The sequence below is a fragment of the Mesorhizobium cantuariense genome (assembly GCF_042647205.1).
GTDB lineage: Bacteria > Pseudomonadota > Alphaproteobacteria > Rhizobiales > Rhizobiaceae > Mesorhizobium > Mesorhizobium cantuariense.
The window spans coordinates 774,691-798,480 of record NZ_JBHRVD010000001.1 but is presented as its reverse complement, the minus strand read 5'-3'; the positions used below and the strand labels follow the sequence as shown (position 1 = coordinate 798,480).

22 protein-coding genes are annotated in these 23,790 nt (G+C 60.9%); 5 read left to right on the top strand and 17 right to left on the bottom strand.

Annotation, left to right across the window (positions count from 1 at the left end):
• Positions 1 to 221 precede the first annotated feature (221 nt).
• On the bottom strand, positions 222 to 554 hold the full coding sequence (locus ACFOJ9_RS03800; protein ID WP_378977003.1) for a hypothetical protein: 333 nt from the start codon (positions 552 to 554) through the stop codon (positions 222 to 224).
• Positions 555 to 1,016: 462 nt separating this feature from the next.
• Between ACFOJ9_RS03800 and ACFOJ9_RS03795 the strand changes: the two genes are divergently transcribed.
• The 5 genes from ACFOJ9_RS03795 (at position 1,017) to ACFOJ9_RS03775 (ending at position 5,008) form a co-directional block, all read left to right on the top strand.
• Entirely contained in the window at positions 1,017 to 2,777 is a 1,761-nt protein-coding gene (locus tag ACFOJ9_RS03795; protein ID WP_095090166.1) for a hypothetical protein, read from the top strand.
• A gap of 324 nt (positions 2,778 to 3,101) precedes the next feature.
• Entirely contained in the window at positions 3,102 to 3,413 is a 312-nt protein-coding gene (locus ACFOJ9_RS03790; RefSeq protein ID WP_378921789.1) for a PAAR domain-containing protein, read from the top strand.
• Positions 3,414 to 3,944: 531 nt separating this feature from the next.
• Positions 3,945 to 4,088, top strand: a complete 144-nt coding sequence (locus tag ACFOJ9_RS03785) for a hypothetical protein (RefSeq protein ID WP_167392285.1) — start codon at positions 3,945 to 3,947, stop codon at positions 4,086 to 4,088.
• Between the two features lie 314 nt (positions 4,089 to 4,402).
• Positions 4,403 to 4,675 (top strand): type II toxin-antitoxin system RelB/DinJ family antitoxin, encoded by a 273-nt coding sequence (locus ACFOJ9_RS03780; RefSeq protein WP_245331265.1) that lies wholly within the window; start codon positions 4,403 to 4,405, stop codon positions 4,673 to 4,675.
• Between the two features lie 18 nt (positions 4,676 to 4,693).
• On the top strand, positions 4,694 to 5,008 hold the full coding sequence (locus tag ACFOJ9_RS03775) for a type II toxin-antitoxin system YafQ family toxin (RefSeq protein WP_210200184.1): 315 nt from the start codon (positions 4,694 to 4,696) through the stop codon (positions 5,006 to 5,008).
• 325 nt (positions 5,009 to 5,333) lie between these two features.
• Here the strand turns inward: ACFOJ9_RS03775 and ACFOJ9_RS03770 are convergent, their stop codons facing one another.
• The 16 genes from ACFOJ9_RS03770 to ACFOJ9_RS03695 form a co-directional block, all read right to left on the bottom strand.
• Complete coding sequence (locus ACFOJ9_RS03770; protein ID WP_095090173.1) at positions 5,334 to 6,821, bottom strand: NAD-dependent succinate-semialdehyde dehydrogenase; 1,488 nt, start codon at positions 6,819 to 6,821, stop codon at positions 5,334 to 5,336.
• 2 nt (positions 6,822 to 6,823) lie between these two features.
• Positions 6,824 to 7,660 (bottom strand): HpcH/HpaI aldolase/citrate lyase family protein, encoded by an 837-nt coding sequence (locus ACFOJ9_RS03765; RefSeq protein WP_095090175.1) that lies wholly within the window; start codon positions 7,658 to 7,660, stop codon positions 6,824 to 6,826.
• Positions 7,660 to 8,520 carry an FAS1-like dehydratase domain-containing protein gene (locus tag ACFOJ9_RS03760; RefSeq protein WP_378921785.1) on the bottom strand — a complete coding sequence of 287 codons (861 nt, stop codon included), beginning with the start codon at positions 8,518 to 8,520 and terminating at the stop codon, positions 7,660 to 7,662. Before ACFOJ9_RS03760 ends, ACFOJ9_RS03765 begins: the two co-directional genes overlap by 1 nt.
• Positions 8,521 to 8,532: 12 nt before the next feature.
• Entirely contained in the window at positions 8,533 to 9,690 is a 1,158-nt protein-coding gene (locus ACFOJ9_RS03755) for an acyl-CoA dehydrogenase family protein (RefSeq protein WP_095090180.1), read from the bottom strand.
• Positions 9,690 to 11,024: an MmgE/PrpD family protein gene (locus ACFOJ9_RS03750; RefSeq protein ID WP_095090184.1), complete on the bottom strand. Its 1,335-nt coding sequence runs from the start codon at positions 11,022 to 11,024 to the stop codon at positions 9,690 to 9,692. The genes ACFOJ9_RS03755 and ACFOJ9_RS03750 overlap by 1 nt, the downstream gene beginning before the upstream one ends.
• Complete coding sequence (locus tag ACFOJ9_RS03745; protein WP_095090511.1) at positions 11,021 to 12,187, bottom strand: CaiB/BaiF CoA transferase family protein; 1,167 nt, start codon at positions 12,185 to 12,187, stop codon at positions 11,021 to 11,023. Before ACFOJ9_RS03745 ends, ACFOJ9_RS03750 begins: the two co-directional genes overlap by 4 nt.
• A gap of 120 nt (positions 12,188 to 12,307) precedes the next feature.
• Positions 12,308 to 13,270 (bottom strand): LysR family transcriptional regulator, encoded by a 963-nt coding sequence (locus tag ACFOJ9_RS03740; protein WP_378921782.1) that lies wholly within the window; start codon positions 13,268 to 13,270, stop codon positions 12,308 to 12,310.
• Between the two features lie 77 nt (positions 13,271 to 13,347).
• Positions 13,348 to 14,298, bottom strand: a complete 951-nt coding sequence (locus ACFOJ9_RS03735) for a LysR family transcriptional regulator (RefSeq protein WP_095090192.1) — start codon at positions 14,296 to 14,298, stop codon at positions 13,348 to 13,350.
• Positions 14,299 to 14,310: 12 nt separating this feature from the next.
• Positions 14,311 to 16,188 (bottom strand): hypothetical protein, encoded by a 1,878-nt coding sequence (locus ACFOJ9_RS03730; RefSeq protein ID WP_378921778.1) that lies wholly within the window; start codon positions 16,186 to 16,188, stop codon positions 14,311 to 14,313.
• On the bottom strand, positions 16,185 to 16,631 hold the full coding sequence (locus ACFOJ9_RS03725) for a hypothetical protein (protein WP_095090196.1): 447 nt from the start codon (positions 16,629 to 16,631) through the stop codon (positions 16,185 to 16,187). The genes ACFOJ9_RS03730 and ACFOJ9_RS03725 overlap by 4 nt, the downstream gene beginning before the upstream one ends.
• 28 nt (positions 16,632 to 16,659) lie before the next feature.
• Positions 16,660 to 18,855, bottom strand: coding sequence for a flotillin family protein (locus ACFOJ9_RS03720; RefSeq protein ID WP_095090197.1), 2,196 nt, complete (start codon positions 18,853 to 18,855; stop codon positions 16,660 to 16,662).
• A gap of 60 nt (positions 18,856 to 18,915) precedes the next feature.
• On the bottom strand, positions 18,916 to 19,605 hold the full coding sequence (locus ACFOJ9_RS03715; RefSeq protein ID WP_095090198.1) for a bacteriorhodopsin: 690 nt from the start codon (positions 19,603 to 19,605) through the stop codon (positions 18,916 to 18,918).
• A 9-nt stretch (positions 19,606 to 19,614) separates the two neighbouring features.
• Positions 19,615 to 21,018 carry an ABC transporter permease gene (locus tag ACFOJ9_RS03710; RefSeq protein ID WP_095090199.1) on the bottom strand — a complete coding sequence of 468 codons (1,404 nt, stop codon included), beginning with the start codon at positions 21,016 to 21,018 and terminating at the stop codon, positions 19,615 to 19,617.
• Complete coding sequence (locus ACFOJ9_RS03705) at positions 21,015 to 22,349, bottom strand: ABC transporter permease (protein WP_245331269.1); 1,335 nt, start codon at positions 22,347 to 22,349, stop codon at positions 21,015 to 21,017. Before ACFOJ9_RS03705 ends, ACFOJ9_RS03710 begins: the two co-directional genes overlap by 4 nt.
• A 65-nt stretch (positions 22,350 to 22,414) precedes the next feature.
• The gene (locus ACFOJ9_RS03700; RefSeq protein ID WP_095090200.1) at positions 22,415 to 23,371 is read right to left on the bottom strand and encodes an alpha/beta fold hydrolase; all 957 of its coding nucleotides are present in this window, start codon (positions 23,369 to 23,371) and stop codon (positions 22,415 to 22,417) included.
• 21 nt (positions 23,372 to 23,392) lie between these two features.
• On the bottom strand, positions 23,393 to 23,680 hold the full coding sequence (locus tag ACFOJ9_RS03695) for a hypothetical protein (protein WP_378921774.1): 288 nt from the start codon (positions 23,678 to 23,680) through the stop codon (positions 23,393 to 23,395).
• Positions 23,681 to 23,790: the final 110 nt, after the last annotated feature.

Below are 23,790 nucleotides of genomic sequence, written 5' to 3'. Positions count from 1 at the left end.
TGCCTTGGTGCACCGCTTACACTGAGCGTCCCAGTCGTAGGGAACAATCCTGGTGAGGCAACGCGGGGGGCTGTTTCTCAATTCGCCCGACAAGGCGGCCAGCAGATGGTTCTTTGGGACGATATTCGAACCGCCCCACGGCACCATATGCAGATGTCTTTCCAGCAGCGCGGCCGCGGGATCGTTGGTGACGTTCGGCAGCTAAAGGTCGATGTCGATAGCTACAACGAGGCGAGGTCGGACGAAGAGCCTATCCAGATGGATTTCGACTTCACTATGGACTTGCGGAAATCGAGGCAGCAGAAGCCGCCTAGTCGCCGCGCCTTCTCCAGCGGGCGGATGCAGCTAATCGCGTCGCTGCTTCGGCCCTTTGTTCTGCGCGACATGCGGTCAGCCCGCACGCGGCCGCCAATCTTGCCACCGCGCCGCCCTAGCTCCACAGCGGCCTTGTTCTTGAGATCTTCTTCAGCCGGCGCCTCGCCAGTCGCGATGTCAACTATCGACCTCGCCAATTGGTTTGCGTCGCGCGGGCGCTTTGGATGCTTATCGGTCATAGCTTGAAGATGGCCTTCGTTTCCGCCTATTTCCAGACGGCGTATAGGCGAAAGCGCCTATTGTGGTTGGGACGGAGTTTCAAACTGACCCCACTACCGCCGCGCCGAAGGGCTTGCATCGCCCGCTGGATCCGGCGTTGCTGAATGCTCTCGAACGCGCATGATGGCATATCCGTTTTATATGGGACGCTTCAGCACATCGCAGCTAAACAAAGAAATGCCGTTTTGCCGGCCAGGAGACAGGGACAGTAGTCGGCCCGGCAGGAGCGGCTGGTGAGGCGATGGGCAAGGAGTTGAAAGCCGCGTAGCCAACGCTCAACGAGGCGCGCCCGACCGGCGACGGCCATGTGGAGCTGGCGTTTGGGCCCAGCTCAGGACGAACTGGCCCGCGAGATCAAGTCGCGCTGATGCCAAGTGCTCCGGACCAAAGGCTCGAAGTTGTGAGTGAGGACACCAAGCGAAATGATGCCACAACTGGACCACTGGCTCCAACAGGTAACAGGAATAACGGGGCTGCTCCCGGAGTTACTCGGCGCGATTGCGGAAAGGCTCAGCCCGATCGATCTGCTGGCGGTGTCGCAGACAGACGGCGAGCTGCGTGCTGCTGTCCAAATGTCCGCGGCGTTGGAAGAAAGGCGCCAGATGGCAATCCGGGTTCAGGCCGTCTGGAACAGGTTAATGGTCCCGCAGCCAGGAGTCGCGAATCCCTTTGTCGCACTAGTTGTTCCCGGCGTGTTGGAATCTCTCGCATCCAATTTCAATTGCCTGACCAGCGTGCAGCAGGAGCAGCTCGTTGCCATCGCCGAAGGACATAACGACCCCGAGCACCGCGTCTTTGCCCTGCGAGCCCTCGGCGGGGGGCTGGGAGGGCTCGCGCCCACGCTTCAGCAGCGCCTCGTCGAGGTCGCCGAAGGACTTGACGACGAAGAGCACTGCTTCCAAGCCCTGGAAGCGCTCAGACGGGGGGTGGGAGGGCTCGCGCCCGCGCTCCAGCAGCGTCTCATTGATCGCGCCGAGGCGCTTGACCCCGAATATCGCTTCTTGGCCTTGGAGGACCTCGGGCTGGCCGTGGGTGAGTTTACGCCCATGCTCCAGCAGCGTCTCGTCGAACTCGCCGAGGGGGTTGACGATCCCCAGTATCGCGTCGCTGCCCTCGTTTGTCTCGCAATGGGTGTGGGAGGGCTTGTGCCGGCGCTCCAGCAGCGTGTCGTCGATCGCGTCGAGGAGCTCAACCCGGAAGACCGCGTCTCGGTGCTTCGAGCCCTCGGGATAAGCGTGGGAGAGTTTGTACCCGCGCTCCAGCAGCGTGTGGTCGACCTCGCAGCAGGGCTTGTCGATCCCGTGCATCGCGCTCAAGCCCTGCAGCGCATCGGACTGGCCGCAGGAGAGTTTGCGCCGGAACTACAGCAGCGCCTCGTCAGGCTCGCCGAGGCGTTTGTCGATCCCGAGCATCGCGCTCAAGCCCTGGAGGGCATCGGACGGAACCTAGGAGAGCTTGCGCCCGCACTACAGCAGCGCCTCGTCGTGCTCGCCGAGGGGCTCGCCCAGTACGAGCATCGCGTCACAGCTCTGCGGGGCCTCGCAGTGGGCGTCGAAGGACTTGCGCCCACGCTCCAGCAGCGCCTCGTCGACCTCGTCGTGAGCCCTGACCTCGAAGATCACTTCTCGGCCCTCGCAGCCCTGGAGTCAGCCGTGGGAAAGCTTGTGCCCGAGCTACAGGAGCGCCTCGTCGTGCTCGTCGAGGGGCTCGCCCAGCCTCATCAACGCGTCTTAGCCCTATGGGGCTTCAGATGGGGCGTAGGCCGGTTTGCGCCGGCGTTACAAGAGCGCATCGTCGTGCTCGCCGAGGGGCTCGCCCAACCCGGAGATCTCAACCAGGCCATGTGGATCTTGAGAAAGGGCTTTGGACGTTTTACGCCCGAGCTACAGGAGCGCCTCGTCGTGCTCGCCGAGAATCTTAACGACCCACACGATCGTGTCACTGCGCTGCTAAGCCTCGGAGAGAGCGCGGGATTGCTTCCGCCCGAGCTACAGGAGCGCCTGGTCACCTTCGCCGAGAGTCTTAACGACCCGGACAACCGTGTCGCGGCCGCGCGGGTCCTTGGAGCAAGCGTGGGAGCGTTTCCGCCCGCGCTACAGCAGCGTCTCGCTGCTATTGCTGAAGGTCTTGTCCATCCGTGGGCTCGGGCTGCCGCCCTGGCAGCCCTGTGTCCTAGGAACTAAACCCATTCACTTGGGGTTTTTCCGCCCAGGGTAATTCAAGTCTTGCAATCGGGCGGCCTCCGGCCGCGTTGCCGGTACGAACTGATGGAGCACGAAAGCTTGATCATGTCACCGCTGTTGGCAAATGTCTCGTGGTGTTCTCGCGTCGGTCATTCGCGTCCTGAACAGCTCGGAAATGTCTGGTCGAATGGCCCTAGCCGCGGCGTCCGGGCTCCGTCGAAGTCGAGAACGGTCGTCGTGCCATCAGCTCATCTTGAAATCGCCGGATGGCTCCTGTGGATCTCGATCAACTTTCTGGGAGCATAATGGGACGGGACTGAGAAGATGGACATGGTTGGACAACTTGTTAGCCTCAAAGGCCACATGCATATCTGCCCCCTGGTCGAGCCTGGACCACGGCCGCATATCGGCGGCCCCGTGATCTTGACCGGTCAGAATTTTGTCTGCGTGGAGGGCGTTCCAATCGCCACCGTGAGCGACAGATGCCTATGTTCCGGCGCGCCGACAACCTCCGACAGCATTAAAGAAGGCTCTTCAATCGCGCGGATCAACGGCAAGAGGATTGCGCGGATGGGAGATTCCTGTTCACACGGTGGGCGCTTGGTTCAAGGCGTGCCGTGGATAACGTTCGAGTAACATCGCCGGCGAACGCGCTGGCGCCGACTCGAACTTCGAGACGCCGCGGCATCGTGCAGGGCAACGCCACGCCGCCGCTCGTGCCGATGCCGGAGGCGATGAAGCGAGAGCTTGAAGAATACCCCGGGCGTATTTGCGACCAATTCTGCGGCGGAGCGGGCAACAACTCAGGATGCGGGCGGCCGAGGCCGAGCACGACTGCGAGGACCACGTGATCGTTGCGATGCGCCAGACGGTGGTCTACTCCTGTGAGCTGAAATTAGACGATCTGGAATATTCAAACAGCTTGAAGGCTGTAGCCTCCCGCATTCAGCACCGGCAGACGTGGCGGCCGCGCAACGAGGGCACGCAAGCGCCGACGATACTTTAGTGGAGTGCGTACATAAATGGTCCCGTGCTCGCCACCCACGAACTGCCGTTGCAGAGAGGACGTGAAGCCGCTCCACGTTGGCACGGTGCCGTCGCCGACGTCCTCTTCCTCGATCGAGCGGGACGCAGTTTGCCGAGATGGACCGACGTGCTTGAGACGGCATGATCCGTGTCGTCTGGCGTCACTGGGTTAACAACGTCGGACGTCTGCGCCCCGGTAAGCTGGCAGATCCATTCCATAACATCGGCAGCAAACGCCACCAAACAGCGGCCGAAATCCTGATGGAGGTCGCACGGGACTTTTGAGGCCGATCGCGCTTCATGGTTTGCGATCAAAGGCTGGAGCTAACCAACCCGAGTGCTGGCTACATCGCCAACCATATGTCATTCATGCTCGATCTCCTGAAGGTGCCGCGTCCGCACGCAGGTGCCGTCGACGGCCGCAGACATCTTTGGGCAGTCGCAGCCTGGATTGCCGCCTTTCACTCCGGTAGGCGCAGGAGTCGCCACGAACTTCAATAGCCCTTGACTGTATCGCAATTGAGACACATATAGGGGGTCATATCGCCATTCGATGTGAGTGGGCCACCGGCGAGTTGTTCGTTATAAGGAGTCTTGATGTGGCTGCCACTAAAATGATTCATGTTCGGGTCGAAGATGACATTCGTGAAGAGGCTTCCTTGGTTCTTGGGTCGTTCGGTCTTTCGCTTTCGGATGCCGTTCGGGTGTTTCTTCATCGAGTTGTGGCGAGCCAAAGCTTTCCTCTCGAGCTCAAGGTTCCCAACGAAACAACCCGCGCCGCCCTGACGGAGGCTCGTGAGATCAGGAAGGCCCGTAAGGCTCGCTTTATGACACCGGATGAGCTTTTCGCCGAGCTGAACGGCAAGAAGTAAATTCAGCGAGCAAGCAGCTTGAAGAAACCGAGCGACGTCAGACGCACCTCCCTTCCAAGAGCATCGGAATACACCAGACAATTTCGAAAGGACTGGAACCGATACAATAAGGCCGGGAAAATGGATATGAGTCGCGCAATCGAATTGATGACGCTGATCATTCTGAAAAGGCCACTCGGCGCTGAGTGGGCCGACCACGAGCTCTCAGGTAGAGAGTGGAAAGTGGCGAGGGAAGCACATATCGGTGGTGACTTTCTCCTTGTCTATACTGCCGATGACGACTTCGTCGAATTTGTCAGGCTTGGCTCACATTCAGAGCTGTTTGGAAGATAAGGCGCGGCGCTGGCGCGCCCGACATCGCGATTTGTATACCGCAAAAAGGGCAGAGCCGCCCAAGGGAGATTGGGGGCTTTTGCTATCCAATGCCGCATATCTGCTTGTCACGAGCACAAGCGGTAGTTCTCGTCCAGGCTCGGGGATAATGGTTACCGCTTCGCGCGTCGAATAGAAAACCGCAATCGCCGCGGTAGTCCCATCCTCTTCGACGCGCTCAAGGTGGTATGCATCCCGCCGTTCCGGTCTATTTTTGTCAGTTAACTGTAAGCGGTTTCCGACGGCCGAACGCTCGCCCGCGAGTGGAGAAGGCTTGCGTTGCGCCTTAGCTCGTGAGCCCCCCAAAACACAAATATTTCAGGTCCAGGTAATCATCGACGCCGTATTTCGAACCTTCCCGGCCAAATCCTGACTGCTTGATACCCCCGAACGGCGCGACCTCAGTCGAAATGAGCCCGGTGTTGATGCCAACCATGCCATACTCCAAGGCCTCCGCGACGGCCCACACACGGCTCATGTCCTGGGCGTAGAAATAGGCCGCAAGCCCGAATTCGGTGTCATTTGCCATCTCAATGACGTCATTGACCGCATCGAAGCGGAACAAGGGCGCCAACGGCCCGAAAGTTTCTTCGCGGGCGACCGCCATCTTGGAGGTTACCCCGGTCAGGACAGTCGGCCAGATGAAATTGCCGCCAAGAGGGTGGTCTGGCCCACCCGCCACAATGCTGGCGCCCTGAGAGACTGCATTCTCAATGTGACGCCTGACCTTGGCCACGGCGCGGTCATCGACCAGCGGGCCGATCTCGGTGCCTTCCGCAAAGCCGTCACCAACTTTGAAGGCTTTGACGCGATGCGCGAGCTTGTCGGCGAACTCTTCGTAGATACCGCTCTGCACGTAAAGGCGATTGGCGCAGACACAGGTCTGGCCAGCATTGCGGAACTTGGAGACGAGGGCTCCTTCGACGGCCGCATCGACATCGGCGTCGTCGAAGACGATGAACGGTGCGTTGCCGCCCAGTTCCATGCTGAGCTTCATGACTTGCGCCGAGGCTTGCGCCATCAGGGTGCGGCCGACCTCGGTCGACCCGGTGAACGTGAGTTTGCGAACCTTCTCGTTTTCGCAAACCTCATCGCCGAAGTCCGAGCTCTTCGTGATCGGGACAACGCTCAATAGCCCGGACGGCACCCCTGCCCTTTCCGCAAGTACGGCGAGGGCCAAGGCGGAGAGTGGCGTCAGGGCTGCCGGTTTGAAGACGATCGAGCAGCCCACCGCCAGCGCCGGAGCGATCTTGCGCGCCACCATCGCCGAGGGAAAATTCCAGGGCGTAACAGCGCCGACGACCCCGACAGGTTGCTTGATCACGACGATCCGCTTGTCACGGGCATGACCGGGGATAGTGTCGCCATAGACGCGCTTGGCCTCTTCGCCGAACCACTCGATGTAGGACGCGCCATAGAGGATCTCGCCCTTGGACTCGGCGAACGGCTTCCCCATTTCAGCGGTCAGGATCGTCGCCAGGTCATCAAGATTGGCGATCGTCAGATCATACCAGCGCCGAATGACTGCAGCGCGCTCCTTGCCGGTACGGGCAGCCCACTCCTTCTGGACGACATAGGCCACATCGATCGCATTGGCGATGTCGGCTCGGGTAAAATCGGGCAGCCTGGCCAGCACTTCGCTGGTCGAAGGGTTGGTGACCTCGAAGGTTTGTCCGGACCGGGATTGGCCGAGCCACTCCTTGCCGATCAATCCCGCTTCCCGGATCAGATCCTTGTCCTTGATCTTGTTGAGGAGTGTCGCTGATACGGCCATGGTTAGACACCTTCACTGAGTTGCGAACGGCCCCGCGCGAGAAGTGCCCGGGCCTGGGCGATAATGGGAGCGTCGATCATCTTGCCGTCGACAAGGCGCGCTGCGCCGTCCCGGGCCGCGTCGACGACGCGCTGCGCCCAGCGCAGTTGCTGTTCACTCGGCTGGAAAGCCGAGATGACATGGGAAGTCTGGGCAGGGTGTATGCAAAGCTTCCCGCCGGCCCCATGATCTAAGGCCTGCTGGCATTCGGTGGCCAGTCTGGCGGTGTCCGTGACCTCGAAGGATGGGCCATCCAACGGCAGGGGCATGCCGGCGGCCCTGCTCGCCACCGCCAGCCGCATCATGGCATGCGCTTTGAGGTCATTGGAGGCGGGCACACCCAAGTCCAGCGCAAAATCTGCGGGTCCGAAGGCCAGTCTCGCGACATGCGAATGAGCGGCCAGCGCCCCCGCCGCCTGCAGCCCTCGCGCCGTCTCGATCAGCGCCATGATCTCGATGTCGTCACCCAAAATCCGAACCATCGCGTCGAGGATCGCCGCGGACTCCGCTTTTGGCAGGCAGATGCGCCGAAGCCCGAGCGCCCCGACTGCAGCAAGGTCAGTCGTGTACCAGCTGCTGTCTTGGCTGTTGATCCGAACGTAGGTGGGGTTCCGCAATGTCAGGGCATGGTGAAGGTTGGACCGGGCGCCATCCTTGGCGGCGGGCGCAACGGCGTCCTCAAGATCGATAATAATCGCGTCGGCTCCGGACCGGTCGGCCTTTTCAAAACGCTCTGGCCGGTCGGCCGGAACGAACAAAGGCGCGACAGGCGTAAAATGCAAGTCACCCTGCGCAGACATCAGGCCACACCCCGGTCGATATCGGCTTCCATGTGCACGGCGCCGCTCCCGCCTTGCGTCCAGAGTCGCTGACCATCGATGCCGACCCTGACGGTCAGTTCACGGTCTACAATCGCCGGAGCTATCCCGCGGTAGCGAAACGTCAGGGGTATACCGGCGCCTTGGGACGCCGCGAGGTTGAGGAGAAGCGTTGCCTGGAGGGGGCCATGGACAACCAACCCCTCATAGCCTTCAGCCTCGGTCGCGTAAGGCAGATCGTAGTGGATACGGTGACCGTTAAAGGTGATCGCAGAGTAGCGGAAGAGCAACGTGGACGAAGGAACGACAGACCACACTTGCGCTGCTGGCCGGATTGCCGTGGGCTCGGCCGGTGAGGTGTTTCGAGACACGCCATTTCCCGAGATCGCAGCTTCCCGATAAACGATGTCCTGCCGTTCACTCAGTGCGAGACCACGATCGGAATGATAAGCGTGGCCGACCGCGACGAACCAGAGTTCACCGGATCGGCCTTGCTTGCGCACTATGTCCAGGATGGTGGACGCCTTGCGGACTTTGTCACCGACCCTAAGGTGATCATGCAGCTGAAGTTCACCACCAGCCCACATGCGGCGCGGCAGCGGCACAGGCGGCAACGACAGGTTCTTGGCGGGGTGTCCGTCAGCACCCAACTGGTCCATGCCGGCGATTGCCGGCGACAGGCACCAATGGATGCCCAACGAGGCGGCATCTGCGGGCAGCGGCGCTAGATGCGGTTCGAAAATGGCGCGGAAGCTCATCACGAGGCGCTCCGAAACGACATCGATGCTTTCGCTCTGACGGCCAATCCATTCTGCCGATAGCTTCTGTTCGGTCGCGTCCACTGGCCTTTACCGTCAGTACGAACGTGGCATCCCGAGCACATGCTCGGAGAGGTAGGACAGGATGAGGTTCGTCGAGATCGGCGCAACCTGGTAAAGCCTGGTCTCGCGAAACTTGCGTTCGACGTCATATTCTTCAGCGAATCCGAAACCGCCATGCGTCTGGATACAGGCGTTCGCGGCTTCATTGGAAGCATCAGCAGCCAGCATCTTGGCCATGTTCGCTTCAGCGCCGCAGTCCTGACCGGCCTCATAGAGCCGCGTGGCTTCGCGGACCATGAGTTCGGCTGCACGCATGTTCGCGTAAGCCTTAGCGATGGGAAACTGGACGCCTTGGTTGGCGCCGATGGCCCGGCCGAAGACGTTGCGGTCGCATGCGTAAGTGGAAGCCTTGTTGATCAGCCACTTGGCGTCGCCGACACATTCGGCGGCGATCAGGATCCGCTCGGCATTCATCCCGGAGAGGATATACCGGAAACCCTTGCCTTCCTCACCGATCAGGTTTTCGGCAGGGATCTTCACATTATCGAAAAAGACCTCCGTCGTGGAATGGTTCATCATCGTCCGGATCGGCCGGATTGAGAGACCCTGCTTGAGTGCTTCCTGCATATCAAGAATGAACACAGATAGGCCGTCAGTGCGCTTTGCGACCTGATCCTTCGGGGTGGTCCGGGCGAGCAGCAGCATGAGATCCGAGTACTCGGCCCGGCTGGTCCAGATTTTCTGACCGTTGACCACGTAGTGATCGCCGTTCTTCCGTGCGAAGGTACGGATTGAAGTGGTGTCGGTGCCGCTGGTCGGCTCGGTTACACCGAACGCCTGCAGCCTCAATTCTCCGGAGGCGATTTGCGGAAGATAGCACTGCTTCTGCGATTCATTGCCGTGGCGAAGCACCGTGCCCATGACATACATCTGCGCATGGCAAGCCGCACCATTGCATCCCGCCCGTTGAATCTCCTCGAGCACGGCGGCCGCTGCCGAAAGCGTCAAGCCCGACCCGCCATATTCCTCGGGGATCAGCGTCGCAAGGTAGCCGGCCTCGGTCAACGCGTTGACGAAATCCACGGGGTAGGCGCGGCCGGCATCGAGCTTGCGCCAGTATTCGCCCGGAAACCGCTCGCAGAGCCGGCGCACGGCGTCGCGGATGTCCTCGTTGTCAAAGTCCTTGAACATCAGGCGCTCCGCGCGGCATGAACCTGGGGAGGCGCGTCCCCAGCGGTTTCAAACAGACCCAGCGAGCGCACCGGACGGTTGTCGGTAAGGCCCAGGATAGCGCCGATCAGGTCGTCGGCACGGGCTTGCGAAGTGCCGCCGGCGACGAGCTGCGTGCGCGCCTTCTGAGACAGCTCGGCTGCCGTCACCGGGTTATCGGGATCGCCCTTGGCGTCGTGTCGGGCGGCGAAAAAGCGTCTGCCGGAAGCCGTCTCGACGATCACCTCGGCACCCCACGATTCCGGATAGGCGGCATCGATCGACGGCGCCAGCTCGACCCTGACCTTCTTGCGTTCGCCGACCATTCGTTGCCGTGCATCAGCATCGAAGCTGGCCTGATCGACGCGGCCGTCCGCGAGCGCTATCGCCACCGTGTGCTGCAGCGAGAATTTGGCACTGTACGGATCTTCCGGAATGGGCCGGTCGCACACGTCAAGGGCCGCCCGGTAAGCCCCGACATGAACCCTTGCGATGGCTTCCCCGGCGATCTCGTTGTGCAAGGCGATCGCGCCGTCGATCGCCGGATGGGTGTGTCTGCAGCACGGCCATGGCTTGATCGAGGTCTTGATCAGTTGCCAGGCCCGCTCAGGCCCTGCCGTGACGGCCTCCGGAATCGGGTCCGGACACAGACCGGCGTAGAAGCCCTTCTCGCCTTCCAGGATGTTCTGCGCGCCCGTGAATCCTTCCTTGGCCAGGAACGAAGCGATGACGCCTGATTCCGCAGCCCTGGCGGTGTGGAGATGCTTGCTCATGGCGCCTTCGGCAAGGAACTCCCAAAGACCCGATGACTGGGTACCCGCATTCCCAAGCGCCCATACGGTCCTGGTGTCGTCGAGGCCGAGGAGCTCCGCCACGGCAAACGCCGCACCGAACGGCCCGCAGGTCGAGGTGTTGTGCCAGACCCGGTAATGCTTCTTGCCGACGGAGGTGCCGACCCGGCAGCAGGCCTCGTATCCTGCGAGAACCGCGCGAAGAAACGCTTTACCGCCAAGATCGTGGTCGTGGGCTACCGCCCAGGCCGCAGGAATGACGACACTGCCGGGATGGGTCACCGAGTCCCGGTGGAGGTCATCCATCTCCAAGATATGTGCTAGGCCGCCCAGGTAGAACGCCTTGCGGGCGGTATCGGTTTGCGCCGGCGGGGCGACCACCTTCAGCATGCGGGCGGGCTCGGTTGGCAATGCGCCGAGGGCGCAGCCGAGCGTATCCAGGACGAATAGCGATGCCCATTCGAGGTCGCGGTCGGTCACTGGCTTTTCACGGATCAACCGTGTCAGGTCGCGGGTCAAGCTCATAGTGCTGCATTTCCTATCCGTTTGGGACCTACCATATCTGGAGGACCGAACTCTTGCCGCAAAGCCCCATCGTGTTCCCCGAGCGAAGGCACACTGCCAAGCACGGGACGCATGCCATTGACAGTGACCGGCGGCGCAAACAGCTCAACCGGACCAACTGCGGTCTCAACCGATACTTTGGTGGCACTGCGATGCACCGCCAGTTCCGCCATGGTCGACACACGGCCATAGGCAATTCTGACGTTGTCAAGCAATTCGCATAATGCAGACATGGTGTAGGTCGCCAAGATCGCCTGCACGCATGCGTCAAGCGGCTCGCGGTTTTTGATGCGAAGCACGTTGCGCTCGAATCTCGGGTCCGTTGCAACCGACGGCCGGCGCAGGACACTGTCGCAGAAGACGACCCATTCGCGTTCGTTCTGGACGGCGATCAGGATTTCCCCGTCACTCACCTGAAACAGCCCGTAGGGCGCGATCGAGGGGTGGGCGAGCCCAAGCCGCCGCGGCTCCTTGCCACCGTAGTGGCGCGCCAGATATGGCACGTTCATGTATTCGGCGAGGGTGTCGAAAAGGGAAAGCTGCAGGTGAGCCCCGTCCCCAGTTCGGCTGCGCATGATCAGGGCTTCGAGGATAGCGGCGTAGGCCCCCTGTCCCGTAGCGATATCGGAGATCGATATGCCGACCCGGGTCGGGCCAGAAGTTGCGGACCCAGTGACCCCCGCCAAGCCCGCTTCCGCCTGGATCAGCAGATCGTAGGCTTTCCGCTCGTGGTCGGGTGTTCCGGGTGCGTAGCCACCGATGTCACACACGATTAGCCTGGGGAACCGCCGCCTGAGGTCGGCGCTGCCGATGCCCAACCTGTCGGTTGCGCCAGGTGCGAGGTTCTGGACGAACACGTCGGCGGTGGCGAGCATGGATTCGACCAGCGCAAGATCATCCGGCTGCTTCAGATCGACGGTGCAGGATTGCTTGCCGCGGTTGTTCCAGATGAAATAGCTGGAGAGGCCGTGAACATAATCGTCATAGCCGCGCGCGAAGTCGCCCTCGGGGCGCTCGAGCTTGATGACCCGCGCGCCCGCGTCGGCCAGACGGGACGTCGCCAAAGGCGCGGCCACGGCTTGCTCCAGCGAGATGACGGTCGTTCCCTCCAGCGCGCCTGGCATGGCTCGCTCCTTATGCTGCTTTTCCGATACCATCGCACCGGAAGGGGTCCTTCCGTCAAATAGCGTTTTGTAATGGGAGGTATAGCGAAACGGTACAGTCGGCCGCCCGCCTGCAGCACCCTAGCCGAAGAGGTTGGGTCGCTGGTTTTCGTTGGGTAGCTCTGCGCTCCAGACCTGGTCCTTGACCAGCTGGCGAAGGATCTCCCACGATAGCTGCCCGACGGCGCGGGGCGCTGTCTGCAACGCCCGTTCGGTCGAGTAAGCCAGGTACACTTTACGTGTAATTGGCGGGTTTTGGAAACTCCACGCCCGAAACAAGCCGGCCTGCGCCTCAGCGTTGATCGCCATCCGCGGCAGGATCCCGTAACCGATGCCACGTGTCACCAATCTCTTGATTTGGGTGTAGGAGTCGATTTCGATCGCCGGGTTGATGGCGACCTGGACTGACGTTGCCACGGCTTCGATCAGTTCTCGCAGGCCGTGGCCCGGGCCCGGCACAACGAGGGGCAGTCCGGCGACGTCACGAAGCTCCACAGAAGAGCCCTGCAAGTCGGCCTGGCCCTGCATCGACGGGCCGGCAAAGAGACAGATTTCCTCGGACAAGCCGTGATGTACCGCGAGCCCCCGGGGATCCGAAGTTGCATAAATCATCGCGAGGTCAACCTCCCCGCGCTTCAACCATTCCAGAATGTAGCCGCTCATCGCCTCAACGATGCGGATGCGCACCTCGGGGAACCGCTCGCGGGCGGCCTCGATCAGCGGCGCCGCAAGAAGCTCGCTCACTGTACCCGGTAGGCCGAAACGCACTTCGCCGCGAGGGGCTATGGCGGCGCCCCGGACACTGTCGTTAATTTCGGCAAACTCGGCAAGGATGCGCTTGGCATGCACCATCAGCCGCGTGCCCGCTTCGGTCGCACTGACGCCGTGCGGCCCGCGATGCAGGAGAGCAAGGCCAAGCTCCTCTTCCATGTGCCTGACATGCTGGCTCAACGCGGGTTGTGCTACATGAAGCTGCGTCGCGGCTTTCGAGAACGAGCCGCTCTCGACGACCTTGGAAAAATATCTTAGCTGCCGAAGATCCAAAACGCCTCCCTACGCTCTACGGAGGGCTAGCGTATAACATTTCGTTATTGAGGGAACGACAAAAACCGGCGGTCCGTCTATCCCTGTCCCAACAAGACCACGTCGGCGCTGCCCATGGATCTTTTGATCCGTCCCGCCTGCCGGCGGACTTCGTCAATCAAGGCGGTGAGCACCACTTTCCGGGGGCTGCCTCCCTGGGGCCGCACCACGGCTATAGTGCGGACCATGGCGCTGTCGGCGATCGCATAAGCGCTCAGCACGTGCCCGGCCAGTTCACGCGTGACGCTCGAGTGCGGCAGAATGGTTGCGTACTGGGTGGTTTTGTCCGCAATGACAGCTTTTACGGCGTTGAGCGAGTCGAGTTCGAGTTCCGGCTGCAGCGCGATGCCACGCTCGCGATAGACCCGATCGATGATCCGCCGCAGTTCATGGATTTCGCTCGGCAATATCAACTTTAACCGGCTGATGTCACTCAGCTGGCGCGGCGCGTCGACCTGAGCGCGGGTATAAGAGGTTACCAGCACGAGGCGCTCTGCGAACAGATCCACGATGTCGAGCTGATCCGGCGCACTCGGCCGATAGGTGAGCGCAGCGTCGAGGCGGCCGCCGCGCATGAGACTGGCAAGGTCGCCGCTGTAGGCTTCGACAACATTCAGCGTCACACCCTGATACTGGGCTTCAACAAAATTGCGTATGTCTTCCAGAAACAGCGGCACAATGGTCGGGCATATGCCAAGTGAGATCTCGCCTTTGAGCTTATCCGAGCGCTGGCGCACCTCACGGACCGCATGATCGAGCCCATCGATGTGCAGGCGCGACTGGCCAAGGAGGAACCGTCCTTCGGCCGTAGGCTCGGCACCGCGCCCACTTCGGTTAATCAACGAGATACCGACTTCCTTTTCGAGCAGCTTGATTTGTCGCGTCAGGGACGGCTGGGCGACCCCTATGGATTGGGACGCGCGGGAGAAGCCGCCGTGCTCGCAAACCGCGATGAAATAGCGCAGACGCCTGAGGTCGATGCCTTCCATGCCCTGCCCCGGTTACCGGCCGGTCACGCGGTCGAGGAGCCGTGCGATCCACGGGGTCGAAACTGGCTCTAACAATGGGTTCACCTCCGGCACGAGGACGATCCCGTGGCTAGGACGTTCATCGATAACGGACAGGCGTCCTTGATAGGCCAACCACCACACGATGAATACGCCGACAAACCAGAACAGGACCTGCCAGATCAGCAGCGAAGGCACTCCCGGTGCCACCACCGTGCCAGCAAAAATCGGCTCGCTGAAAAATGTGTTGCCGAGGATTGCACCGGGGCCGAGCGCGAAAAACGCCCACAGAAGTGTCAGGGCCCATTTGGCCGTTGTGGCCGCCTGGCTCCCGTTACGCGCCGGCTGGCTCTCCTCAAAGGCGTCATGGAGGCGATCCCTGCGATCCCGCTCGGCGCCGCTGCGAGTAAACAGGGACACAAGGAGGCACGCCGTAAAATTGGTCGCAAGTCCCCATCCCGCCGAATGGACCGACAAGGGCCAGCGACCCCATGGCAGGTCGACGAAGAGCCGCTCGAACAGCACCAGCCCAAAGCTCTCGGTGAACACCACACAAAGGCTTCCGACAATCAAACCGGCCAGAACACCGCTGCGGCTGATCCAACGCATCCAGCACAACCCGAGCACCGCAGGCAGCAGCTGCATGGACAGGCTGAGCGTGAGGGATGAGAAGATTGTAGCGCTGAGGGGCGCAAAGCTCGCGACGGCAGCGACTGCTCCGTAGACGAGCGCCAGGGTCACGCGCGCGGCAAACCGCGTCGAACGCTGGTCCATGCCCGGGATAATGTATCGTGACGTCAGCTCGATGGTGCACACCGATGCACCTGATCCGGCAAAGAATGCGACGGCGATCTGGCTCGACGCGACCAGAAGAAGTGTAAAGCCCACCGCCACCATCGGATCGAGCGTTGCCAGTCGTGTCGTGAAGGCTGTCAGCGAGCCACTGGCCGCAATCTCCGCGGCCAGAACCGGCCCGATCAGTATCAGGGTGCCAGCCGCGAGGCCCGCGATCATCCAGACCTGGCCAAATGCAAGGCCGCGGCGCGGCGCACTTGTCACGCCCAGAAAGCTGAAGCCGGGACTGATGGCGATGCCGCCCAGAGACAGGGCGAACGTCAGTCCCGCGAAGGTGGTCCAGAGCCCCCCGGCCGGCAGCTCCTTGCCAATGCCGGCGCTAAACTGGATCACGCCCGGGATCTTGTCCGGCAGCACACCGCTGGCTGTACCAATCCCGTTGACGGCGAATGCCAATTTGTCGAGCGTAATGCCCGTGAACCCGCCGAAAAATACCATGAGGGCCAGGACCAGCAGGGACTGGGCGGCGACAAGATAGGCAATCCCGCGCCAGCCTCCGATCACGCTGCAGAGGAACAGGACGAACGCGATCGACCAGATTGCGAGACCGGACGGAACGTCGTTGGCGGTCGCGGCGCTCACCAGGGCACCCGCCTGAGACAGGCACATCGCTGCAAAGGGGATGCTGAAAAGGAACAGCACGAGCAGCAAATAGATGCGAAGGGTCGTGCTACCGAAGTAATCGCCCAGCAGGTCACCAAGCGTGCGCAGCGAGGTCAGCCGGGCGGCAAGCCAGACCCGCTTCTGCGTGATGGCAGCGCAAAGGGCGATACAGATGAGACCGACTGCAACCTGGTTATATTGAAGGCCGAAGGTGGCGAGTAAAAGCAGGTGATCGGGAAGGCTGAGGCTGGCCAAGGTGATGCCGGCGCCGGCGAAGATGGTCACCCATGGCGGCAATGCCAGGCCCGCGTCGACGAAATCACCGGGTTGCTGGGTGTGACGGCCGCTGATGGTCGCAAGGTAAAGGCCCAGGACCGCGACAATGCCGAGCACGGAAACCAAGAGCGGGGTCATATATGGTCTCCCGGCGAGCGTGAGCGGAAGTCCCGGATAACGTCGAACGCTGCGAAGGCCTGCCGTGCCCCGTACCGGGTGATCAGGTAGAAAACGACCACGGCCCCCGTTGTGATAAAACCGATGCTCAGCGGCAAGAAGTTGTGCGCGGCAAACGACGCGCTAACCAGCGAGAGGACAACGAACAACACAAGCGCGAGTCCGTAGATGACCAGGCCGAGCCCCAGTTCTCGGGGCGAGAAACCCGTCCCGTAGACCACATTGACGATCACGTGGGCGACAAAGCCTGCCAGAATGGCCGCGAACCCGGCAAGGATATAGGGTGTTCCGCCCCGGCCAAATCCATACTCAAACAGGATCGCGGCGGGCATGGCCGCTGCCAACCAGCAGGCCATGACCAAGGCGTGGCGGTCCAGCGCTTCGTTTTTGCCGAGCGGGGTCATCGGTTGCTCTCGCTAGTTTCGTACGCGCTCAGTCGTCCTTGTCCTTCGGCGCATCCGGACCCTGGAAGTTCCGGAACGACATGCCGCCGGCGCTTCCGAGGTTTTCGATCGGCAGTCCCAGGTCCTTCATGAGACCGTCTACGAAGGCGACCTGAGTGCGATACTTCATGGCGGAATTCACCACACGGTCTGTCATGTTGCCGCCGCCAGAGCCGCCCTCTCCCCCGCCACCCATCTCGGACGGGCTGTTGAGACCCGGCAGCCCGTCGACCTGGAGGATCTTGATCGATTCGATGTTTTCCATCGGCTTGACCGTTTCGCGGATGATGCTCGGCAGATTGCTGACGAGGTTTTCGTAGATGGCACTGCGTCTGCTGGCATCCGAACGGGTGTTTTCGGACTCGTTGAGCATGCGCTTCCCGGCGGCGTCCTTGGCATAGCGGACCTCGGCCGCATTGGAGTCGGCGATTTCCGCCAGCGCCCTGAGTTCCGTGGCTTCCTTCTCGGCCTTTGCCGAAGAAACGACGCGTTGGGCGTCACGCTCGACCCTGGACGAGGACTGAATGAGCTCGATCCGCTTGATGCGTTCGGCCACCTCTTCTTCGCGTGCGCTGTTGACCTGCTCTTCCTGTTCAACCTGTTTTTTCAGGGCTTCCGCAGCCTCGGTCTTTGCGTAGGCTTCCTCGATCGACTTGTTGATCACCGCGATCAGGCGCTCCTTGTCGATGATTTCGACTTCCTTCTGCTGCTCGATCTCAAACTTATCGACAAACTTCCGCGCAGCGATGCGCAACTCGTCGATCTGGCGGTTGGCGGCGATCGACGCGTCCTGAATCTCCTGAAACGCCTTGGTTTCGGCGAGCTTGATCTTCTGGTTTTTCTCGATCTCGAGCTGCACGATTTCCTCGTCGACCCTCAATCGTTCGACATCGACATCGTAACGTTTCTTCAGGCGCGCCTTTTCCTGGTCAGCCTCAGCAAGTTCGTTGCTGATGCGAACCTCTTTCGACTTCGCCACGGCGAGCAATTCAATGGTTTTATCGGTTTCAATACGGTGCGACTCGGTTATCCGCTGGTTCTCCAGTTTGGCCTGGTCGATCTCTGCCGATGACGTCGTCTCGATGATCGACAGCTCCTGACGCGAACGGATTTCAAACTCCTTCACATGCTGCTCGTTGTCGATCCGCTCCGCCTCAACTTCCCGGCGGTTCTGGATCCTCTGCATCTCGAGCTCACGGCGCGACATAATCTCCGTCAATTCGGTCTCTTGCTGTTTCCTGATCTCCAATGACCGCACCTCCGACTGAGTGTTGATCCGTTCGGAATCGATGAGCCGGTCCTTGGCGATACGAATCCGCTCGCCTTCTTGTTCGCTGCGGATCCTGGCGTTCTGAATACTGATTGTGGAACTAGATCTCTCGGCCTCAATCTCGGCCAGTTGGGCGGCTTTACGGATTTCGATCGCTTGCGTCTGTTCGATGCGGGCGTATTCGAGGTCACGCTCGATCTCCAGAGACCGCTGCTCGGTCTCGAAATCCTTGAGCTTGATGCCGATCCGCGATTCGTTTTCGATGCGGTTGCGAAGCTGGCGGCGCTCTTCGATCTGCTCGGTCAGCTGCGTCAGGCCTTCGGCATCGAACGCATTGGAGGGATCAAATACGGAGATGTCGGTCTGGTTGAGGCTCGTCAGAGAGGCATTTTCAAGCTCGAGGCCATTCGACCCCAGGGTCGTCGCCGCCAGGGCGGCCGCCTCACTCATGTAGCGGCCGCGATTGGTGTGGATTTCATCCATGGTCATCGTGGAGGCGATGGCCGACATCGCATCGATGAACCGGCCCTGAACGATCTCCTTCAGCGCGGCAGGGTTCTGGGTGCGGTCACCGAGGGTGCGGGCCGCAGTCGACACCCCGGCTTCCGTCGGCACCACCCGCACGAAGAACTCGGCGATGATGTCGATGCGCATTTTGTTCCTGGTGATCAGGGATTGCTCGCCGAGCCTCCGGATCTCCACCGGGATCGCGTTCATGTTGACGCGCGTGATGTCGTGGACAATCGGGATGATCAGCGCACCACCGCCCATGACCACCCGCTCGCCGCCGAGGCCGGTTCGGACGAAGGACTGGTCTTTTGACGAGTGTCTGTAAAGCCAGTGCAGCAGATAGACACCGATCGCGATGATGATCGTTATGAGAATAACGACTGCGATCACATCAGAGCCATTCATGGGACGATCCTCCACTTAACCGCGGGCGCCGAGCAGGTTGGCGCGAAAGATTGACAGCCTTCAGAAACGCTCCTCGCCGGCGACGGCGAGGACGATCATTGAGACAGCGATGAGATTGATAAGGTCAGCAACGGTGTAGAGCACAATGATCGGTGCCACGTGTCCCGTGCCGATAACGACATCCACGAAATGCAGGATCGGGTAAATCACCCAACCGATGGTCATGATCAGCCTGATCCAGAAATAACCGAGCCGGATGGGCCGCGTCGACTTGCCAACGGCATCTGCCATGGCGCCGAAATACAATTCACCCAGGATATAAAGCCAGAACGCGATCGACAGCAGCACGCCAAGGGTTGGGTTGAAAAGCCGTGCATCACCGAGGTAGCGAGCAAGCACCATCAGGATTGCCGCGGCCAGTGTCCGCCAGAACACGCCCACGGGCACTTTCCCTGCAATGCAGGTAAAGAAAAACACCGATGCGACCTGCATCGGCTGGACCACGAACCACGCGACGTAGCGTGAGGCGGCGCTGAGCTGCTGGCCCACCAGCCAGATGTTGGAGGCAGCATAGTATTCAAGGCCCGACGCCAGGAGCGCAACGGCTGACAGCGCCAGGGGAACCCGCCAGCGCTCTGACGTCCATGTCAGGCCCAGCATTGCCAGGGCAGCTGTGGCAAACATGGCAAGGGTTGCAACGCTGAGCGCGGTGCTGACCACGGCGCTGGACTGAAAGAGTGTTCCAAACATGGGCTTTCCCTAGACCTGGGCTCTGATGTGAGGGGCGCGGCCGTAGAGCGCGACCATCGGCAGGATCAGAAGACCGAAAATGAATTGTTGCCATTCGTATTTGAGCCCGATGCCAATCAGGAAGGCGCTCAGGACTTGCAGGACGAGTACCCCGATCACGGTGTAGCCATAGCCGCCATATCCGCCCATGAGCGACGTCCCGCCGATCACGACTGCGGCCAGGGTTGTGAAAAGATACTGGTCGCCGACCCCGATGAAGCCACCCCCGCTCCAACCGAGCAGGAGCGCCCCGGTCAACGCCGCGGAGAAGCCGCTGATGGTGTAGGCGAGTGTCCAGTATTTGAACTCGGAGACGCCGATCAGCTTGGCCGAGCGGCGATTGCCGCCCAGGGCGTAGATGTAGCGGCCGAAGGCGGAATAACGCAGGCCAACGATGACTATGACCGCGATGACAATCCACAACAGGATCGTTGGCGGGACAGCCAGGCCGAAGGTACGACCGTTCATGGCGGCGAGATTTTGCAGCCATTTCGGAACGGTCCCAAAGACGTTGCCGCCAAAGGACGATCCAATGCTGGTCAGAATCTGGACAAGCCCAGCGATTGCAAATCCCATTCCGAGGGTGAGGATCAATGCCTGACCTTGCAGGCGGTAGGACAGAACGCCGTTCAAGAAACCCAAGGCACCGCCGATGATCAGCACGAACACCACCGCGAGCCAGGGCGGTACGCCAAGACCGATCAGGAACAAAAGCCCTATGTTGGACGCGCCGATAACAAACGGGATCGAGAGGTCCAAGCCGCCGAGCAACGCCACCAGCGTTTGCCCGACGCAGGCAATGCCCAGGAAGGCTGCAAACAGCAAAATTGCTTTGATGTTGGCTGCGGAGAGGAACCCGTTGATCGTAAAGGAACTGATCACAATCAGCGCCAGCAGCACAATCAGTCCAATAAAGGCGCTGCGGCCATGGGCGAAACGGTTACCGACCTTGAACGCAAAGACCAGGATCGCTTCCAGCAGCAGGAAGGCTATCAGGTTGCCAAGGGATCTGAAGGACGGGACCGTGGCCGTGATCAGCAGATACACGATCAACATCACCGCCATGGTGATGATCAGAACTCGGTTGCCGGCCCAGACGCCACCGGCGCCAGCCGGGGCTGCAGTGTCGGTTTCAAGAGACGAAGATCGGGACTCGAAGATGACGGCGACGTAGTTGATCAGCCAGAACAGCACGGCGGCCAGAACGATGGTGTAGAGGATGACGATCTGGGCGCTGAGCCCCTGCCAAAAACCCAGGCTGAAGCTGATCGCCGCCACCACGAACGTGACGGCGAGGTTAAGCCACACCAAGGCGCGCGAATGGGGGATGAAGAGACCGCCATTGCGGCCGCCGTCGCCGAAAGTCTGACTCATGGCCCGATCCCCAACGATTGTCCTGTCGCCAGAATTCCGGCCGCGTGGCTTTGCTGGCCGACGACCAGGAAGAGGAGCAGGATGAGTGCCGAGACGAAGACATAGATGAAGGCGCCAAGGCGCACGGAAACCGCTTCAGCTACGATGACGCGGACAGTGAACGTCAGCACGGCCAAGATGACGGCGAAGCCGAAGACGATCTTTTGCAGCGGCGTGAGATCGGGCAGAGCCGGCCCGCTTCCCGACTGTACGGGCAGCAGCAGATAGCGGGTCATCACGTCCGGATTGGACTTGAAGGCCTCGCCGGCGACGGCCACGCCATAGGTATCGCGGGTGCTGATGTACAGCATGATCCCGACGACCACGCAGCCCAGGACCGCGAAGGCCGCAAAGGGTGAAATGAAGTGGAGGTATCGCCCGATGATGGGGACCAGAAGGGTCAGCAAGAGCGACAGAACGAGGATCAGCCCGTAGAAAAGCTGCGTCACAAAGGCTTGCGTGGAACCGAAATTGAACGTGGCAAGAACATAGCCGATAAGAAAGAGGTTGAGCGCGCCCAGCAGCCCGCCAGCCACGCCACCGCGTCCACCGGACAGGCTGACCCCGCCCAGCACCAGGGCGGTCACTGCCGTCAGCGTCATGGTGGTGCCCTGTGTCGGATCTCCTGACGAAATCAGGGCGGTATAGCAGATCGCGCCCAAGCCAACGAAGAGACCTGCGATGATGTGAGCCCCAATACGCACCACGTTGATGCGGACGCCGCTCGTATAAGCCGCACGCTCATCGTAGCCCATCAAACGCAAATTCGCGTAAAACGACGTCGTGGTGAACAGCAGCCAGGCCGCGATAGCCAGCAGCACGATCAGCAAGATCGGTGAAAAGATCGTGTTGCCGAGGCCCCAGGACGACATCCAGTCCGGTGCGGTGCCGCCAGGTCTTGGGAGGATGACGAGGTTGATCCCGGTCAGGGCCAGAAAGCCACTGAGCGCTACAATGATCGGCTGGACGCGCACGAAAATGATGATGAGGGCAAAGAAGAGCTGATAGAGAACGCCAATCCCCAGGGCGACCAGAAAGACGCCAAAGGGACCCGTGACGATGCCAAGGCCATTGAGCTTGACGATCGTGACGTTGATGAAGGCGAGCAAGGGTCCGACCGCAAGGTCGACTGTCCCACGTCCCGCCACAGCCAGGGCCATGAGTGAGAATGTCGCCAGGATCAGGGGCGCCGACACGATGATCGCGCTACCGAACCCCGACAAGGACACAAGGTTCGGCCCCCTGATGACCGCGGTACTCAAGAGCAGCGCGATCAGCAGGATCGGGACCAACAGGTAGGTGTTCTGGGAACCCCTGGACTGGGACATCAACATTTGTCTTTCGTTGCTAGCGCAACCTAGAACTCGATGACCTTCCGGCCTTCACTGGTCCGCTCACTGCGAGCGGTCGACCGAGTTTCGGAAATGCTCCGTCCGGAAAGGGCGTTGCTGCCCTGGCCGCGCCGTTCGGGATCCGCACCAAGGATCTTCTTCAGCACCGGCGTGATCACTTCCTTGAATTTTGCCGGGTCTTCCGAGGTCGGGAAGTGGCCGCCGCCAAAGATGATGCATTCCGAATTCTTGACTTTTTCGGCCGTGCGCTGGGTCATTTCCGGCGTGCAGGCGAAGTCATACTCACCGGTAAGGAAATAGATCGGCACCTTCCCAGAAATCTTCTGGCATTGATCCCGGAAGTCAGAATCGACGCTGTAAAAGTACAGATCGCCCTTGAAGATGCCGGGACCGCCCTGCGCGTAGTACCACCAGGTTTCCCACCGATAGTCGTCCGGCGAGAGCGGTGCCATGAGGCCGAACACCGAAGTCGCAACCACCTCGCCGCCATGGATATGGGGGTGATGCAGCGCGTCGATCCACCATCCCGGCGAGTAGTCGCATGCCTCTAGCGCGATAAAGGCCGAAAACTCGCTCTCATAGCGCAATGCCAGCGCCAGGCAGATGTTGCCGCCCATCGACTGGCCCATGAGGACCGGCTTGCGCAGTTCGAGGGCCCGACAGAACGCCACGATGAACTCGCAGTAAAATTTGGTTGTGAGTTTGTACTCGTCTTCCATCAGGTGAAAGTCTGCAGGCGGGATCGACTTGCCGTGCCAGGGCATGTCGAAAGCGATAACGCGGAAATTCAGGCTGATGTCCGGGTCGCACAACTGGTGCCGATACTGGCGCCCGTCCGTGCCGGCCGTGTGCAGGCAGACCATCGGAATGCCCTCGCCGTGTTCCTCGTAATAGGTGCGGTACGTCTTGCCTTCGCACTGGACGTAGACGTAGCGCCCAACGATTGGATCGTGTGTATTCATGACAACTCTCCTGCGCTGCCGTTAAACTTGTCGCATCAGCGAGAGCATGCGCGTCAGCGCCCGCAGATTTTGCCAGAAGGGGAGCGAATTGCCCTCGATAATCAGCTGCTTGTGCAGCGGATGCGCCATCGCCCATATGTCGTTGAACATCGGCGGTGGGATTTCCTGGGCAAATTTCGACCAGGCGCTGCTCGGCGCCTTGAGCCAAAATTCGACTCCCATGTCATTCGCAGTGAGGCCTTGCGCAATCTTCTGGATCTTGCCGCCCCGGACGTCGACGAGATACTCCGTGTCGTCGAAGCCGAGCACGAACTTACTCGTGAAAAACCGCCCTACTACCGGCAAAATGCGGTCGTCATTGACCTTCCTTGCCCATCGCTCGATCCACTCCAGATCAAAGCTGCTCCTGCTTCCATATC

Bases quoted from the DNA above. Each gene is read 5' to 3' on its own strand.
- ACFOJ9_RS03735 (WP_095090192.1), bottom strand. From the start codon at position 14,298: ATGGAAGGCATCGACCTCAGGCGTCTGCGCTATTTCATCGCGGTTTGC.
- ACFOJ9_RS03745 (WP_095090511.1), bottom strand. From the start codon at position 12,187: ATGCCAGGCGCGCTGGAGGGAACGACCGTCATCTCGCTGGAGCAAGCC.
- ACFOJ9_RS03785 (WP_167392285.1), top strand. From the start codon at position 3,945: ATGATCCGTGTCGTCTGGCGTCACTGGGTTAACAACGTCGGACGTCTG.
- ACFOJ9_RS03715 (WP_095090198.1), bottom strand. From the start codon at position 19,605: ATGTTTGGAACACTCTTTCAGTCCAGCGCCGTGGTCAGCACCGCGCTC.
- ACFOJ9_RS03730 (WP_378921778.1), bottom strand. From the start codon at position 16,188: ATGACCCCGCTCTTGGTTTCCGTGCTCGGCATTGTCGCGGTCCTGGGC.
- ACFOJ9_RS03765 (WP_095090175.1), bottom strand. From the start codon at position 7,660: ATGTCTGCGCAGGGTGACTTGCATTTTACGCCTGTCGCGCCTTTGTTC.
- ACFOJ9_RS03720 (WP_095090197.1), bottom strand. From the start codon at position 18,855: ATGAATGGCTCTGATGTGATCGCAGTCGTTATTCTCATAACGATCATC.
- ACFOJ9_RS03770 (WP_095090173.1), bottom strand. From the start codon at position 6,821: ATGGCCGTATCAGCGACACTCCTCAACAAGATCAAGGACAAGGATCTG.
- ACFOJ9_RS03755 (WP_095090180.1), bottom strand. From the start codon at position 9,690: ATGTTCAAGGACTTTGACAACGAGGACATCCGCGACGCCGTGCGCCGG.
- ACFOJ9_RS03750 (WP_095090184.1), bottom strand. From the start codon at position 11,024: ATGAGCTTGACCCGCGACCTGACACGGTTGATCCGTGAAAAGCCAGTG.
- ACFOJ9_RS03795 (WP_095090166.1), top strand. From the start codon at position 1,017: ATGATGCCACAACTGGACCACTGGCTCCAACAGGTAACAGGAATAACG.
- ACFOJ9_RS03700 (WP_095090200.1), bottom strand. From the start codon at position 23,371: ATGAATACACACGATCCAATCGTTGGGCGCTACGTCTACGTCCAGTGC.
- ACFOJ9_RS03800 (WP_378977003.1), bottom strand. From the start codon at position 554: ATGACCGATAAGCATCCAAAGCGCCCGCGCGACGCAAACCAATTGGCG.
- ACFOJ9_RS03790 (WP_378921789.1), top strand. From the start codon at position 3,102: ATGGACATGGTTGGACAACTTGTTAGCCTCAAAGGCCACATGCATATC.
- ACFOJ9_RS03725 (WP_095090196.1), bottom strand. From the start codon at position 16,631: ATGACCCCGCTCGGCAAAAACGAAGCGCTGGACCGCCACGCCTTGGTC.
- ACFOJ9_RS03710 (WP_095090199.1), bottom strand. From the start codon at position 21,018: ATGAGTCAGACTTTCGGCGACGGCGGCCGCAATGGCGGTCTCTTCATC.